The 13549-nt window shown below is 70.1% G+C and carries 15 protein-coding genes and 2 pseudogenes; 8 read left to right on the forward strand and 9 right to left on the reverse strand.

Annotated elements, in window-relative coordinates; genetic code table 11:
• The 5 genes from CA983_RS30155 to CA983_RS45360 form a co-directional block, all read right to left on the reverse strand.
• A partial coding sequence (locus tag CA983_RS30155; protein ID WP_143645586.1) for an ABC transporter ATP-binding protein occupies nt 1–1058 on the reverse strand: 1058 nt, incomplete at its 3' end.
• Nucleotides 1055–1492, reverse strand: coding sequence for a lasso peptide biosynthesis B2 protein (locus tag CA983_RS30160; RefSeq protein WP_086603981.1), 438 nt, complete (start codon nt 1490–1492; stop codon nt 1055–1057). The genes CA983_RS30160 and CA983_RS30155, both read right to left, overlap by 4 nt.
• The gene (locus tag CA983_RS30165) at nt 1489–1743 is read right to left on the reverse strand and encodes a lasso peptide biosynthesis PqqD family chaperone (protein WP_086603982.1); all 255 of its coding nucleotides are present in this window, start codon (nt 1741–1743) and stop codon (nt 1489–1491) included. Before CA983_RS30165 ends, CA983_RS30160 begins: the two co-directional genes overlap by 4 nt.
• Before the next feature lie 29 nt (nt 1744–1772).
• Nucleotides 1773–3623, reverse strand: a complete 1851-nt coding sequence (locus CA983_RS30170; protein ID WP_086603983.1) for a lasso peptide isopeptide bond-forming cyclase — start codon at nt 3621–3623, stop codon at nt 1773–1775.
• 26 nt (nt 3624–3649) lie between these two features.
• Complete coding sequence (locus CA983_RS45360; RefSeq protein WP_107047813.1) at nt 3650–3760, reverse strand: keywimysin-related RiPP; 111 nt, start codon at nt 3758–3760, stop codon at nt 3650–3652.
• A gap of 407 nt (nt 3761–4167) precedes the next feature.
• On the opposite strand from CA983_RS45360, the gene CA983_RS49275 reads away from it, so the two are divergent.
• The 3 genes and pseudogenes from CA983_RS49275 to CA983_RS30185 all read left to right on the forward strand — a co-directional run bounded on the left by CA983_RS49275 (nt 4168) and on the right by CA983_RS30185 (nt 5922).
• Complete coding sequence (locus CA983_RS49275) at nt 4168–4608, forward strand: hypothetical protein (RefSeq protein WP_341866704.1); 441 nt, start codon at nt 4168–4170, stop codon at nt 4606–4608.
• A 349-nt stretch (nt 4609–4957) separates the two neighbouring features.
• Nucleotides 4958–5332 (forward strand): annotated as a pseudogene (locus CA983_RS30180) (lamin tail domain-containing protein); the annotation flags it as partial.
• Between the two features lie 338 nt (nt 5333–5670).
• Nucleotides 5671–5922, forward strand: a complete 252-nt coding sequence (locus CA983_RS30185; RefSeq protein WP_086603985.1) for a hypothetical protein — start codon at nt 5671–5673, stop codon at nt 5920–5922.
• Nucleotides 5923–6095: 173 nt separating this feature from the next.
• On the opposite strand, the gene CA983_RS30190 is transcribed toward CA983_RS30185, so the two are convergent.
• A complete protein-coding gene (locus CA983_RS30190) occupies nt 6096–7094 on the reverse strand; it encodes a YdcF family protein (protein ID WP_107500295.1) in 999 nt (332 codons plus the stop codon).
• Nucleotides 6980–7498: pseudogene (locus CA983_RS49685) on the reverse strand (hypothetical protein); the annotation flags it as partial. The gene CA983_RS30190 and the pseudogene CA983_RS49685, both read right to left, overlap by 115 nt.
• 43 nt (nt 7499–7541) lie before the next feature.
• On the opposite strand from CA983_RS49685, the gene CA983_RS48300 reads away from it, so the two are divergent.
• The 4 genes from CA983_RS48300 (at nt 7542) to CA983_RS30210 (ending at nt 10752) form a co-directional block, all read left to right on the forward strand.
• Nucleotides 7542–7718 (forward strand): hypothetical protein, encoded by a 177-nt coding sequence (locus tag CA983_RS48300; protein WP_244207163.1) that lies wholly within the window; start codon nt 7542–7544, stop codon nt 7716–7718.
• Between the two features lies 1 nt (nt 7719).
• A complete protein-coding gene (locus CA983_RS46355) occupies nt 7720–8022 on the forward strand; it encodes a hypothetical protein (protein WP_158101906.1) in 303 nt (100 codons plus the stop codon).
• 622 nt (nt 8023–8644) lie between these two features.
• Nucleotides 8645–9838: an NAD(P)/FAD-dependent oxidoreductase gene (locus tag CA983_RS30205; protein WP_086603987.1), complete on the forward strand. Its 1194-nt coding sequence runs from the start codon at nt 8645–8647 to the stop codon at nt 9836–9838.
• Complete coding sequence (locus tag CA983_RS30210) at nt 9835–10752, forward strand: RNA polymerase sigma-70 factor (protein ID WP_086603988.1); 918 nt, start codon at nt 9835–9837, stop codon at nt 10750–10752. The genes CA983_RS30205 and CA983_RS30210 overlap by 4 nt, the downstream gene beginning before the upstream one ends.
• Before the next feature lie 924 nt (nt 10753–11676).
• Here the strand turns inward: CA983_RS30210 and CA983_RS30215 are convergent.
• Nucleotides 11677–12060, reverse strand: a complete 384-nt coding sequence (locus CA983_RS30215; protein WP_086603989.1) for a VOC family protein — start codon at nt 12058–12060, stop codon at nt 11677–11679.
• A gap of 169 nt (nt 12061–12229) precedes the next feature.
• On the opposite strand from CA983_RS30215, the gene CA983_RS30220 reads away from it, so the two are divergent.
• Nucleotides 12230–12427 carry a hypothetical protein gene (locus CA983_RS30220; protein ID WP_086603990.1) on the forward strand — a complete coding sequence of 66 codons (198 nt, stop codon included), beginning with the start codon at nt 12230–12232 and terminating at the stop codon, nt 12425–12427.
• A 61-nt stretch (nt 12428–12488) separates the two neighbouring features.
• Here the strand turns inward: CA983_RS30220 and CA983_RS30225 are convergent, their stop codons facing one another.
• Nucleotides 12489–12944 (reverse strand): peptidoglycan-binding domain-containing protein, encoded by a 456-nt coding sequence (locus tag CA983_RS30225; RefSeq protein WP_244207164.1) that lies wholly within the window; start codon nt 12942–12944, stop codon nt 12489–12491.
• Nucleotides 12945–13549 lie beyond the last annotated feature (605 nt).

Raw genomic sequence — 13549 nt, forward strand, 5'->3', positions numbered from 1 at the left:
GTCGGCGGGGGCGTGTGCGCGTGGACTCTCGGGGTCCGCGGTTCGGTGGGCTCGACGGGCAGACGGAGCGCCTTGTCGATGCGCTGGTAGGCGCCCATCCCGCGTTGGATGAGGCCCACGGCACGGAAGACGGAGGACAGCGGCAGGACGAGGTACGAGGCGTACAGGAGGAAGGCGACGAGGTCGCCGAGGGAGCCGGCCTGGCCGTTGACGCGCAGGCCGCCGACGACCAGGACGATAAGGAAGGAGCCCTGGACGGCGAGTTCGACGGCGGGGCTCATGACCGAGGCGAGCTTCGCGGTGCGTACCCCCGCGCCGTAGGCCGCCTCGACGCGCGCGCCGATGGCCGCCGCCTCGCGCTCCTCGGCGCGGTGCACGCGGACCATCGGCAGGGCACCGAGGGCGCGTTCCAGGTCGGCGGCGATGGCACCGATCGCGTTCTGCATGTGTTCGGACGCGCTTCTGATACCCGCCAGCAGCGAGGCGACAACCACGGCAGCCGCGGCCACGGTGACAGCGACCAGGAGCAGCAGCAGAGGGTCCAGCCACGCCATGAGGACGATCGCCCCGGCGGCGACAAGGCTTCCCGTCACCAGATCGACAAGGGCCTGGGCCACGACCTCCCGGAGCACGGTGGTGTCGGCCGTCACCCGGGAGATGAGGTCGCCGCCCCGGTGGCGGTCATATTCCCTCATCTCCAGCCGGAGCAGCCGCCCCACCAGCCCGTGCCGGAGCTGCCGTACGATACCTTCACCCATCCGTTCCAGAAGGAAGCGCCCCGCGGCTCCCGTCGCCGCTTCGGTGACGAACAGCGCGCCGAGCAGTGCCAGCAGTGGCCAAATGACCTGCCCGCGGCCGCTCGCGTCCACGACCTGCTTAGCGACGAGCGGCTGGGCCAGTCCCAGGGCGGAACCCACGAGGGTCAGTACGGTGGCGACGGCGATGGCGCTCCGGTGCCCGGCGGTGAGCCGGTACATCGTGGCCACCGCCGCCCGGGTGGACTTGTCACCCTCGGCGACCGGGGTCGGGCCGCCGTTCAGAACGGTCGTGCCGGTCATCGGTCCGTCGGTCGCGGCAGCGGGCCGACGGCCACCAGCCGGGCGAAGTAGCCCTCCGGCACACCCTCGCCGACGGGACGGCCTTCCGCCTCGATCCAGGCGTGCGCGGTGAAGGGCGGGACGACGCGGACGCCGGTGCACCAGGTCGGCCACGTTCCGCCGAGCCGGCACAGCAGTGCCGCCCCTAGGGAACGCGGCAGGCACCCCTTCGGTCCGGCGCAGCGCAGGCTGGCGGCGCACATGGCGTCGCGCGCGTTCTGCGCCTGCGCGGTGGTGGCGGGCGCGGCACCGCGCCGCAGGACGCCGAGTACGGTGCGGATGTGGCGGGGCGGCAGGAGGGCAAGGGCGACGGCGGGGAGCAGGACGAAGCGGGCGGCCAAACGCCGGGCCAGGGGAACATCGGTGGGCCGTTCCAGCGCGCTGGGCGTCGTCATGAGGCGAGCCCCGAGCTCCGCAGCTGGCCTACGAGCGTCTCGACGTCACGTAGGGCCTGCGTCTGGTCGATGTCGAACTCCCGGACCAGGGCGGCGGCCGCGTCCGACAACTCGCCGCCGTCGAGCAGCGTCCGCACCACCAGGGTGGCCGTCGGGTTCAACTCCCAGTAGTCACCGACGCGTTCGTCCAGCAGCACCGTGCCGTAGTCGGTCTCGGCCGTGGAGACGTTGTCGCCGAACTGCAGGGGCATGTGGGGGCCTTTCTGACGTGGGGATGTGGTCAGGGGTGGAGGACTCGGGCACGGCCGCGGGCGAGTCCCCGCAGCCACACCTCGGCGGCGATCGTGGAGTAGAGGATGGCGTCGGACAGTCCCGGGGAGGCGGGCCGCTGGGCGAGACGGCGGAGTTCGGCGCCGTCCACCAGGCCCAGCTCCTCCAGCCGCGATCCCTCCCACAGGGCCAGCAGGTCGGCGCGGTGTTCGCGCAGCCCGTTGGAGGCGTCCATGGAGGCCGTGGCCTTGTTGGCTCGCCGCAGGCAGGCCTCGGGCACGAACCCGCGCATCGCGGCGCTCAGGACGGGCTTGTACCGCCAGGGCGTGACGCGCTCGCTCGGACGTACGGCGAGACACGCCTCGATGACGCGGTCATCGAGGAAGGGGGAGGCCATCGGCAGTCCGGCGCGGGCCGCCATCCGGTCCCACTGCCGGATGACGCGCGTGCACGAGCGGATCTGCTCCAGGTCGCTGTGCAGGCCACGGTCCGAATGCAGCGGCGAGGTCGTCGCTGCGGCCTCGATCAGCGCCCGGCGGGCCATACGTTCGGCCTCGGGAGTCACCCAGTCGAACAGGCGCGGGGCCATGCCCCAGCCCAGACTCGTCGCGACGGACGGGGGCAACGGGCCACGCAGGTCGCCGGCGGCGTCGGCGAGCCACTTCCCGTACGGCCGGGCATCGGCGAGAGCCCGGGCCGTGCCGCCGAGCGGCCACTGCCACAGTGCCCGGAACCCGCGCAACTGACGCAGCGCGAACAGCGGACGGGTGCGCAGCAGCCGGTGGTAGTAAGCCTCGGAGCACCAGGCCACGTGGTCGCCGCCGATGCCGGTCAGGTGCAACCGGCTGCCGCGTGCGGCGAGGCCGGGCAGGTGGTGCAGGACCCGGGAGCGGTCCATGACACCGATGGTGGGCTCGTCGAGGAGGTCGTCGATGCCCAACAGGTCCTCGTAGACGAGCGGCGAGGCGTCGGCGTCCCAGACCACGTGCTCGACGTCCGGGAGGTGTCCCATCGCTTGTTCGGCCCAGTACAGGTCGGTGTCCGCCGGATCGCGTCCCGGCCACGTACTGGCCACCACGCGGGCGGGGGAGCGGTCGGCCAGGAAGCAGACGGAGGTCGAGTCCAGGCCGCCGGACAGGTCGCAGCTCACCACGCCGCCCTGCCGGGTACGCGCGCCGACGGCCTCCTCCAGCGCCGTCCGGATCGCAGGCGCCGCTGCGGCGAGCGGCCGGACCGGCTCCGGCGGTGTCCACCACCGGGTGTGCCGTACGGTGCGCCCGTCCGCGGCGATGACCACGGCGTCCTGCGGAGGAACGGCGGTGACCGCAGGCCACAGGGATGTCTCGAACAGGGGATAGGGGGCGGGCCACAGCAGCCTGACGGCCAGCTCCTCGACGTCGGGGTCGAGGCCCAGTGCGGCGGCGAGCGTGTCGGCACGGGTGGCGGCCACCCGTTCGCCGTCGATCTCCGCGTGGAAGACGAGCCGCAGTCCGGAAGCGGTGCCCTGAACCCTGATCTGACCGTCGAGGGCGCCGACGAGGTGGAAACTGCCGGGGAGGGACCGGGCCAGTGCGTCGAGCTCCGCGAGATCGCGCAGCCGTGCGGCCCGGCTCCGCAGTTCGCTAGCGTCGATCGGGCAGCAGCCGACGGCGGCGACGGCGGCGCCGCCAGTGTTCGCCGTGACGACCTCGTTGTCGTTCCAGTGGCCGACCAGCCAGGGTCGACCCGAGGCATGCGCGAGGGTCCGGCTTCCGGGGCGGGCGAAGGAGCGGGCCACGGCAGCCGCGTCCACGCGGTCGGTGAAGACCGCGAAGTGCGCGTCGCCGGGGCCCGTCCCCGCACTCTCGTGCAGTTCAGTCATGACGTCGGGTCAGGAACCGTCGGTCGTCAGTTCTTGCTCAGGATCAGCCGGTCGTTGCCGGAGCGCTGCAGGAGCCCCGTCTCCTTCCGAAACGTGCCGAGCCGGACGAGTGTCGGCGCCTCATATGCCTTCTTCATGACTACTCCTCACGTGCGGGTTCCCGACCATCTCCCCTGACCGACGTTCCGGACTGCCCGGTGTGCCGTCGGTCTGCCCAGGCTCATCGGGAACCCGGACCAGGAAATGGGCGCAGCACCTAGCTAGGTGCAGAACGTGAGCCCATGGCAAGAGCGTTTACGAAGCTCAGACAATATGCAGAATTCGAGGTCCCCTTAGTGTGCGCCCCTCTCTTTGTGATCCTCATTGTTCTTGCGCCTCGGTTGTGCGCTCACCGGGAGAAACGTTTTGGCGTATGTCCTGGCTGCTGCCTGCCGTTCCTCCCGGACGCGCCTGACGACGACCAGGGACAGGCGCCGCCGGGCGCACTCCTCAGTCCTGGACGTGCGCCGCTTCGCAGCCCGATCCGGCACTCAACCTTGTGCCTGTGCTGCGCCGGGCCGACCGGGGCCGCCAGCGCAAGGCGTCCGAGGATCTGAAAACGGGTCGGCTGGAGCTGACCGAGCTGCGGATGGCCCACCTGCTGGAAGTGGCGACCGGCTTCCGCTCCGGTGACCCGTTCCACCCGGGCCCGGGTGAACCGAGAGCCGAGTACGACCCGGCGACGACAACGCTCACCGAGCGCCGGCACGCGAAGGTGGCGGAACTCGCGTCCCTGGACCCTGCTCACGCGAAGCTGCTGGGGCTGGGCTCGGTCGGCTACCGCACGCTGATCCGGTGGGAAAACGCCCGCCGCCGGTTCGGGCTGGTCGGCTACGCCGACGACCGGTGGCTGCGCCGCAGCGGCGGAACCCGCATGGTTTCCGCGCAGGTGCGGGAGGCGGTCCTGGCGGTCCGCGAGGAGACGAAGCGGATGGCGAAGGTGTAGATGCGGACCAAGGACCGCATGATCCGCCAGTACGTCCGCGAGGAGTTCGGGCCCGAGACGAAGGTGCCCAGCTACGACACCCTGCGCCGGCTCTGGCAGGAATGGTTCGGCCCCGGCGGCGCCCGGCAGCGCTACGCGCGCTCGGCCGATCTGCCGGAGTCCGACGGGCACGTCCTGGTGCACCGGCCGGGCCAGGTCGTCCCGCTGGACACCACGGTGCTGCCGGTCATGGTCCGCGAGCACGTCTTCGGCGATCCCCTCACCCTGGCCCTGGACGTCTGCACGCACTCGCTGGTCGCCTTCCGGCTGACGCTGGTCTCCGATACCGCTGTGGACGTCGCGATGGTGCGACGCTCCGGGCAGGGACTCCAACAGCTGTTCCTCGGGCAACACCGACGAGGAGTACCTGACGGTGAAGAACTACTCGTCCCGCTCGACGATCAACCTCAAGGGCTACGTCGTCAAGGACGCCACCGGTAACCGCTTCGCCTTCACCGCCAACCACTACCTGCAGCCCGGTGACTATGTGAAGCTGCGCGGCGGCCACGGCGCCGACTCCAACACCCACAACGTCGTCTACCGCGACAACTGCAACTTCCTGTGGAACAACGACAAGGACACCATCTACCTGTACAAGCCCTCAGGCAGCCGCGCCGACGTCCACACCTACACCAACCGGAACGACGACCCCGACGGCAACGGCTACATCAACTTCCACGGTTAAGACCACCCCGGCCAGACCCGGCCCCCAGGCCGGCTGCCCAGCCCGCCTCAGCCCCTGGCCGGGGCGTCGCTGAGGTGAAGGTTCCAGGACTGCACTCCCAGCGCCTCATTGCGTAGTGCACCACCGGCTCGCAGCTTCACGTTGTCGCTCGCGTACATCGGGTCTTGGGTGACCGCTGCCCGCCCCAGAGGAGAGCTGCTGTGGTCACGGGGGCACTCGAAGCAACAAAGAGGTCCATGGGCGAGAAAAAGGGCCGTCGGTACGGCAACGGCCACACAGCTGGGCCAGGTCAGAGACAGGTTGGCCGATCCAAGCGCGCCTCCGGCAAGCTCCTGCGCATGTACCGCCGCTACCACGCCTGGCGTGCCCCGTTCCCACTGTGGGCGAGGATCGCGTGCGACATCCTGTTCTGGGCCGTCACCGCCGCCGCGGCCTACGTCGCAATCGGCAGCCTGTGCGGAGCCATCCTCATCGCAGCTTCCCTCCTCGGGTTCCTCGGACTCGCATCGAGCAAGGAGCACGACGACGGCATCGACTGGAGCGACCACCGCATGGGAGGACAGCCCAAGAACCCCGGGCCCAAAATCTAGTGCTGTCCTCGTCCTCATCAACCCGGGCGCCGACCTCGACGAGCTAGCCGCGCGCACCCCGCGCAGCGGGCTGCGCGCACCGGTCGGGCAGCCCGGCCAGCCCTCTCCCCTCCTCAACCGCGCCATGTACGGCGCCTTTTCTAGGACCTCTTACGAGGTCTGAGGCCGGCGCTTCAGTGCTCGAAGACCGCCGTCGCCACCGGCACTGCCAACAGCAGGCTGAGTCCGAACAGGGGGAGGCGGTCCAGCCACAGGATGGCGGCGAATTCGCGCAGTGTCGCGGCCAGCCAGTAGGCGGGGGAGGTCGGCGCGCCCACGACGTGCACGGGCACGCCGACGCGGCGGGCCAGCAGGGTCGTGCGGTAGACGTGGAAGCCGCTGGTGACCACCGTGGCACGGTGGCCGGGAGTGGTGCCGCCCACGAGGGCCGCGCTGAAGCGGAGGTTCTGCCCGGTGTTGACGGACCGGTCTTCCCGCACGATGCGGTCGGCGGGCACTCCTCGTCCGCGCAGATAGTCGGCCATCGCGTCCGCCTCGGAGCGGACCTCGTCGTTGCCTTGGCCGCCCGAGACGACGAACACCACACGCGGCGTGTCCGGTGCGCGGGCGGCGTCGATCGCGAGGGCGCGCTCCAGCCTGCCGGTCAGCAGCGGGCCGGGCCGGTCGCCATCGAGCCCGGCACCCAGGACGACGACATGTGTGGTTTCCGGCAGGGGGGTGTTACGGCCCCGGACGAACACGTAGCCGGCGAAGACGAGGAAGAGCAGAGTGAGGTATCCCGCGGCCGCGTTCACCGCGACCACGAGGGCACCGAACGCCTCGCCGCCGACCGCGTGGAAGACCGCGTCGAGGCCGAGCACCGCCAGCACCGCGCAGCCGGCGGCCCCGGTCGCCAGCAGGGCTGCCTGCGGTCCGTAGCGCCGGACCAAGAGGACGCCATCAGCCAGCAGCAGCAGGCCCAGCGCGAGCGCCAGGAGCAGGGCGGCGACGGCGAGGACGGTGGCGATGGTCGGGTGGGCTGCCGCACTGCGACCGGCCACGCCGAGTCCGGCAGAGGTCACCGCGAGGCAGAACAGGACGGCGGTGGAGAACCGGTGCGGTGCCAGCAGGGCGTTGACGACGCCGCCCGCGGCGAACACGACCGCGGCGAGGTACTCCGGGTACTCCGGCATGTGCCGCACCGCTCCGCTCTCCCGCCCGCCGGGCCGCTGCCCGTACCCGCCCGCCTCTCGCCGCCCGCGGGTTCCCGGACCCGGTACGGACGGCTGCCGGCCATCCTCCCAGACCCGCTGTGGCGCGCCGAACGCGGCGGGCGGTGGTGCGTTCGGCGGGACCGGCATGACGTGCCGGTGGTGCTGCCCGGCGGCCGCGCAGGACGCACAGATGGAAGGTGTGCCCTATAGCCCGGTGCAGATCCAGCAGGGACAGAAGCGCGACACGACGGACCGCTCCTCGGGCCGCACTGCACCGATGGCCACCATCTGTAACGCGATCCGGTAGCCGGTGCCTTCATGTCGACCGCCCCCACCCGGACGAGCATCCCGAGGACGCGGTAGGCCGTCGACTTCGGCAGATCGACGCGGCGCGCTACGTCCCTGGGGCCGCGCCATGGCGGGCGGGTGGTGCTGCGCTGCGGGCCCCGCTGGTTCGACCAATGCCGGGAGTGCTTTCTGGCGACGCCGCCGACATTGCGTCTGCCGCCGGCACGGCTCCTCAAGGATCTGCGCGATGCCTCGGCCGACACGCGGCTGCCGCTGTGCACCTACGCCGACGAGGACGGGTGGGACGGTGAGTGACGTGGACGACGAGCGCTTCCACCTCATCCTGACCGCGGGCGGTCGGCCGGTGATGTACGGCTGGTGGTCCAAACAGCCCACGGCCGAGCACCAGTACCTGTCGTGGATCGGCTCATGGGGCACCATCGACGGCGCCCGGATCATCCTGACCGAGCGCGCCGACGACGGCGAGCGGGTGATCGCGACCTGGCCGGAGGGCTCGCAGGTCAGCCGCCAGCAACCAGGTCCGGGTGGCGTGCGGCCTTCTTCACATCCGCCTCAACCTGGTGGCGTGCCGCGCCCTGCTCCTTCGCGTGATCGGTGACGGCGGCCTGCGTCGCGGGCGGCGTCGAGCCAGGTCTGCCACGCGGTACGCCAGGTAGTGCGCTGCTCGTCGGTCCACTCGTTCACGGTCGGCCGGCCGCACTGGTCCTGGAGCTGCTGGACCTGGGCGTGTGCCTCGTCGGCGGTGCGCTGCATCGTCACGAGTTCTTCGAAGGTATGTGCCACGTGCCGGGATCCTAAGTGGCCGGCTTCAGAAGCCCTTCGAGGGTTGGGAGCCGGTCGTGGGCGCCGCTCAGATGTCCAGGTGATGGCGATCGGTGATTTGGGGGCGGTTCGTTTCGAGTGAAGCTCGCGATCAAAGGGTGAGGGCGTTGTTCCGCTGGTCGGGGGTGACGTAGAGGCGGTCGTGTTCGCGGGCGGCGCGGAAGCACCAGGCCCTGCCGCTGACCTGCGGATCCTGTTGTTCCGTCAGTTCTCATGCAAAGCTGGTCGATCATGATTGCAGCGCGTCGCGGTGCTCGGAGTGCTCATGCCGCGCACACTCCCTCTCCTTTCGGTGTGATGTGGGTCACATCGGCCCCATGTCACGAACGGAAGGGCAGCTTGCGTCTGGTGGTCGTCCGCACGCCGGGAACGACCGACACGAAAGAGGCAGCAGAGCGATGAACGCGACAGCAGCGCAGCATCACGAGGTCCTGGTCCTGGGCGCCGGCTACGCCGGGCTCTCCGCCGCGATTCAGCTCGCGGCCCGCACCAGGAAACGCGGGAACCTGCGAGTGACGCTGGTCAACCCCTACGACACCTTCACCGAGCGGCTCCGACTGCACATGACCGCCACCGGTCAGGAGACGGCCGAGATGAACATCCCGGAGCTGCTGGAGGGCACCGGCGCCGGCTTCGTCCGTGGCTGGGTCACCGCCGTGGAGGCCGAGGCGAAGGCCGTCCGGATCGACGACAACCGGGTCATGCGCTACGACACCCTGGTCTACGGCCTGGGCAGCGTCGCGGACACCGTCGCCGTCCCCGGCGTGGACGACCACGCCTACACCCTCAACAGCCCGGAGGACGCCGCCATCCTCGCCGACCGGCTGACCCGGCTCGACGGTGGGACCGTCGTGGTCGGCGGCAGCGGCCTCACCGGCGTCGAGGCCGCCGCGGAGATCGCCGAGCGGCACCCAGAGCTCGATGTGGTGCTGCTGGGCCGGCAGGAGCCGGGCGCGAGCATGCACCCGAAGGCCAAGGCCTACCTGGACGCGGCGCTCGCCCGGCTCGGCGTGCGGGTGCGCAGCGGCGTCGAGGTGGCCAAGGCGCTGCCGGACAGCGTCGAGCTCGCGGACGGCTCCAGCATCCCGGCGGGCGCGGTGCTGTGGACCAGCGGCACCCGTGTCTCGCCGCTGGCCGCCGCYGCGGGCCTGACCGTCGACGAGCGCGGCCGTGTGGTCACCGACAGCGCGCTGCGCTCGGTCTCCCACCCGGACGTCTACGCCGTGGGCGATGCGGCGGCGATCCGTCAGGGCTACGGCGTCATGCACGGGACCTGTCAGGGCGGTATGCCCACCGGCGTGCACGCGGCCCTCTCGATCCTGCGGATGCTGGCCGGCAAGGAACCCAAGCCCTTCCGGTTCGGCTACTACCACACACCTGTCAGCCTGGGCCGGAACGACGCCGTCGTGCAGTTCACCCACCCCGACGACAGCCCGCGCCGGATCGTGCTGACCGGCAAGCGAGCCGCAAAGTACAAGGAGACGGTCACCGCCGCGCCATGGCCGACCTTCGCCCGCATGAAGAAGATGCCCGCCTCGGGCGCGTTCTGGCCGCACGGCGGCCGCTACACCCGGATTCGGAGCGCCAAGTGAACCAGCCGCAGCAGGCCGGCCCCGACCAGCTTGCCTTCCAGCAGTACCGCACCCTGCTCTTCTCCGTCGCCTACCGCATCCTCGGCACCGCCGCCGACGCCGAGGACGTGGTCCAGGACGCCTGGCTCAAGTGGTCGGCGGCCGACCGCTCTCAGGTCGCCGACCCCAAGGCCTACCTGACCCGGATCGTCTCCAACCTGGCGATGGAGCGGCTTCGTTCGACTCGCCACCAGCGCGAGACCTACGTCGGGCCATGGCTCCCCGAGCCGATCCTCACCGGTCCGAACACCGCTGACGGCGTTGCCACGGCGGACTCGGTCTCCATGGCCCTGCTGGTTGTGCTGGAGACGCTGAGTCCCCTGGAGCGCGCGGTCTTCGTGCTGAAGGAGGTCTTCGCCTTCAGCTATGCGGAGATCGCGGAGGCGGTGGAACGCTCAGAGGCGGCGGTCCGGCAGGCCGCGCACCGCGCCCGTGAGCACGTCCAGGCCCGCCGGCCCCGTTTCACCGCGGACCGCGCCCGCCAACGCGACGTCACGGAGCGCTTCTTCGCGGCGACGGCGGGCGGCGACATCAACACCCTCATGGAGCTGCTCTCCCCGGACGTGACGCTGTGGACCGATGGTGGCGGCAAGGTCCGCCAGGCCCTCAAGCCGGTCGTCGGCCTGGAGACCGTGGCCCGTTGGTTCGCCGCGCTCGGCACCGCGACCTACCAGGGCATCGAGCCCGGCCAGATGCGGGCAGAGCTCACCTGGATCAACGGCGGCCCGGGCGTGGTCTTCTGCGGCCCGGACCACGTGGTCGCCACGCTGACATTCGACTTCGATCCGGAAGGCCGCATCTCTGCCATCCACAACGTGGCCAACCCCGACAAGCTCCACGCAGTCGCCGACGGAACTCGGCACGAACTCCCCTGAGCCGCCTGATCGTTGTCGAATCCCTCCGGAATCACCGTGAGCGCCCGGGCCCGCTGCCCCAGCACGGCCCAGGTGGAAGCGGATGCGGCAGGCTGTGGCCGTCCTGATCCACTTCTGCTGATCGGCTTGCCTCTTGCCTGTTGCTGCCGCGCGCCCGATAGTCCTGACCGCCGCCGAGCGGCACCGGTTGAAGAATGCAGCCTGGGGCCATAAGACCGAGTACCGGGCCCGGGTGCGGGCGCGGGCGCCGACCGGAAGCGCCCGGGGCGGCCCGCCGCTTTCACTGCGTTGCAAGCTGCTCAGGTCAAGGCGCTGGCCTGCCAGCTTCCGGCCGAGCCGGCGCGCCGCTGTCGCGCTGGTCGTGCCCAGAGCCGGCCCGCGAGGCCGTCGAGTGTGGCATTGCGCCCTTCTGGCAGCATGATCAACCCTCGAAGGACTTCCGGAGCCGACCACTAAGGTGCGCACCGCACCTGGCGGGCTCATCCTCGAGGGCGCTCGCGGTAGCGCGAGAGCAGCCAGTGACTCGGCCCGGCTATCGGGAGGGCGGCCCGGCCCCTGCCCGACCTCGTCGATGCCGACACTGTTCCAGGAAGTCACCTGGCGTGAGGGGCGCAAGGGCACGATGACCTCGCGTTTCGCGTGCTCCAGGTGCAGCCGTCGGACAACGAAGCCTGCCCCACGGCTCAGGAACAGGCGGGCAGCGCAGCCGAGGGGGGCCAAGAATGCGCTGGCGCATCGAGCACGACTACAACGCACTCAAACACGGTGTGGGCCCGGATCACTTAGAAGGCCGCATCGGGCGCGGATGGCACCACCTGCGGCCGCCCTCTCACCAGTAGCAGAGCCAGAACCTAACGAAGCACTACGAGGGCGTTTCTTCCGGATCACCTGGGCAGCGGGGCGGTGACGCCAGGACGCACGTGGTCAAAGGGGCTGGAGCCGGGTGCGCAGGAGGCAGAATTCGTTGCCTTCCGGGTCGGCCAGGACATACCAGCTCTCGGTGCCGGTCTGGCCGACGTCGGCGGGCCTGGCGCCGAGAGCGAGCAGGCGCTCCAGCTCGGCGTCCTGGTCGCGGTCGGTGGCGTTGACGTCGATGTGCAGTGGGAGCTTCCCGGTGCGCGGGTCGCTGCTTGGGCTGAGGACGAGGGTGGGCTGCAAGCCGCCGAAGCCGACGTCCGGCGGTCCGATCTCGATGCTTCCGTCGTCGTCCCGGCCGAGCTCGACGTAGCCGAGGACGTCGCTCCAGAATGCCGCGAGCCGGTCGGGGTCGGTGCAGTCGATGACCAACTCGCTGATGCGGCATGCCATCCCGCCAGTGTAGGAGACAACACGCGCTACACGATCGCATTTTGCTCGGCGGCGTCTCTCTGCCAGGCACTGGAGCCTAACTCGGGCGCGGTTCTTCCCCTCGACGATCAGCCACGAACAAGCTGTTGCCCTCTCGAACGCCATCCTTCGGACCGTCGGCACGGCGGCCATGCTGAAGAAGGTGAGCATCGACGACAACGACTGGGGTGTCATCGTCTCCCCCTACGTGGCGTCGGGCTCGACGGTCACGGTGGATGTGCCGGTGGGCAAGCTGGCGCTGAACACGAACTATGTCTTCCACACGTCGGCGTTCGACAGCTCCCTGTACGAAACGTCGTGGTCGCCGTGGGCGAAGTTCCGTATCTAGCTGCCGGTTGATCTGACGCTACCGACGCCCGACTACAGTGCGCCCGATCCGACGTCGCTGATCAGCCGCAGGAGTGGTAGTCGTACCCGGCCTGACGCCAGTCGTCGTAGCGGTCCTTGAAGACGTACTTGCCTTCCGCGTTGCGGATCAGGGTGAACGTATGCACCTTCCCCTTGTATCCAAGAACCAGCCTCTCGCCCCGGTCGGTGCTTCCGGACTCCTTGTACAGGTTATCGGCCGCCCTGCCGAACGTGCCCCCGCCGACCTCACCGTCCGGGCTGAGGTCCCAGGTCGCCTGAAGATTGCGTGTGGCCCGGTTGGTGTTGAGCCCGAAATTCCCGTCGATCATGTTCCGGGTGAACTGTTGGCTGACGTTGTTGATCTTGAACTTAACTCCTTCGGCCCACATGATCTTCTGCCAGAGACAGGTGGCGTTGGAGTTCGTGTGGCCGCCCGGGCCGTTCGACAGGACGCCCTCGTCGTCCCAGTCGTCGCTGTACTTGTCATACCCGCGCACCCAGCCGTCGGATGCCTTCGCTGAGGCCGGTGATGCCCCGAGCCCTAGCGTGACCGCCAGAGCGGCACCCGTGATGACCGCGACGGCCCGCGAGCGTCCCCCGTGAAAATGCATGTGTGGTCCCTTCGCATCATGTTTGGCACGCGCATGGTCTCCCAAGGGGACGTCAGAGAGACCCTGGAAAGTTGCAGGGTAGGACGGAAGAGTCACCCCGAAGGGCGGCCGACCAGTCATGGAAGGAGCGTCACATCGCCCGGCCGCCAGCACCGAACTGCCCCAGCTCGGTGAAGTGCGCGACGCCGGTGTCGCCTCGTCCTGCGTCTCTTCCCTTCGGCTGCCGCGTGAGGAAGAGGTGTCGTCGTCTCCCCTGTTGGAGGCAACCGTCCAGCCAACGGTTCAGCCGCCTGTCGGTGCAACCCTCCGTCCGGCCGCCGCGGGGCGCGGAAGGCACGGGGCGGGCAAGGACCTCGGGCGGACCGGTATGTGACGCACGGATCGTCGTCTCGGTGTATCGAGGAAGCTGTCATGGGCATGTATTTGGGGTATGATCCCACCCCACGAGGAGTGAGCGCGTGATGAGCGCCCCGGCCACGGCACCCGTCCCC

This window comes from Streptomyces swartbergensis (assembly GCF_002148965.1).
Lineage (GTDB): Bacteria > Actinomycetota > Actinomycetes > Streptomycetales > Streptomycetaceae > Streptomyces > Streptomyces swartbergensis.

Excerpts from the sequence above, each read along its gene's own strand:
- CA983_RS30165 (WP_086603982.1), bottom strand. The coding sequence starts at position 1,743 with ATGCCCCTGCAGTTCGGCGACAACGTCTCCACGGCCGAGACCGACTAC.
- CA983_RS30220 (WP_086603990.1), top strand. The coding sequence starts at position 12,230 with ATGCTGAAGAAGGTGAGCATCGACGACAACGACTGGGGTGTCATCGTC.
- CA983_RS30160 (WP_086603981.1), bottom strand. The coding sequence starts at position 1,492 with ATGACGACGCCCAGCGCGCTGGAACGGCCCACCGATGTTCCCCTGGCC.
- CA983_RS30215 (WP_086603989.1), bottom strand. The coding sequence starts at position 12,060 with ATGGCATGCCGCATCAGCGAGTTGGTCATCGACTGCACCGACCCCGAC.
- CA983_RS30185 (WP_086603985.1), top strand. The coding sequence starts at position 5,671 with ATGTACCGCCGCTACCACGCCTGGCGTGCCCCGTTCCCACTGTGGGCG.
- CA983_RS45360 (WP_107047813.1), bottom strand. The coding sequence starts at position 3,760 with ATGAAGAAGGCATATGAGGCGCCGACACTCGTCCGGCTCGGCACGTTT.
- CA983_RS30190 (WP_107500295.1), bottom strand. The coding sequence starts at position 7,094 with ATGCCGGAGTACCCGGAGTACCTCGCCGCGGTCGTGTTCGCCGCGGGC.
- CA983_RS30170 (WP_086603983.1), bottom strand. The coding sequence starts at position 3,623 with ATGACTGAACTGCACGAGAGTGCGGGGACGGGCCCCGGCGACGCGCAC.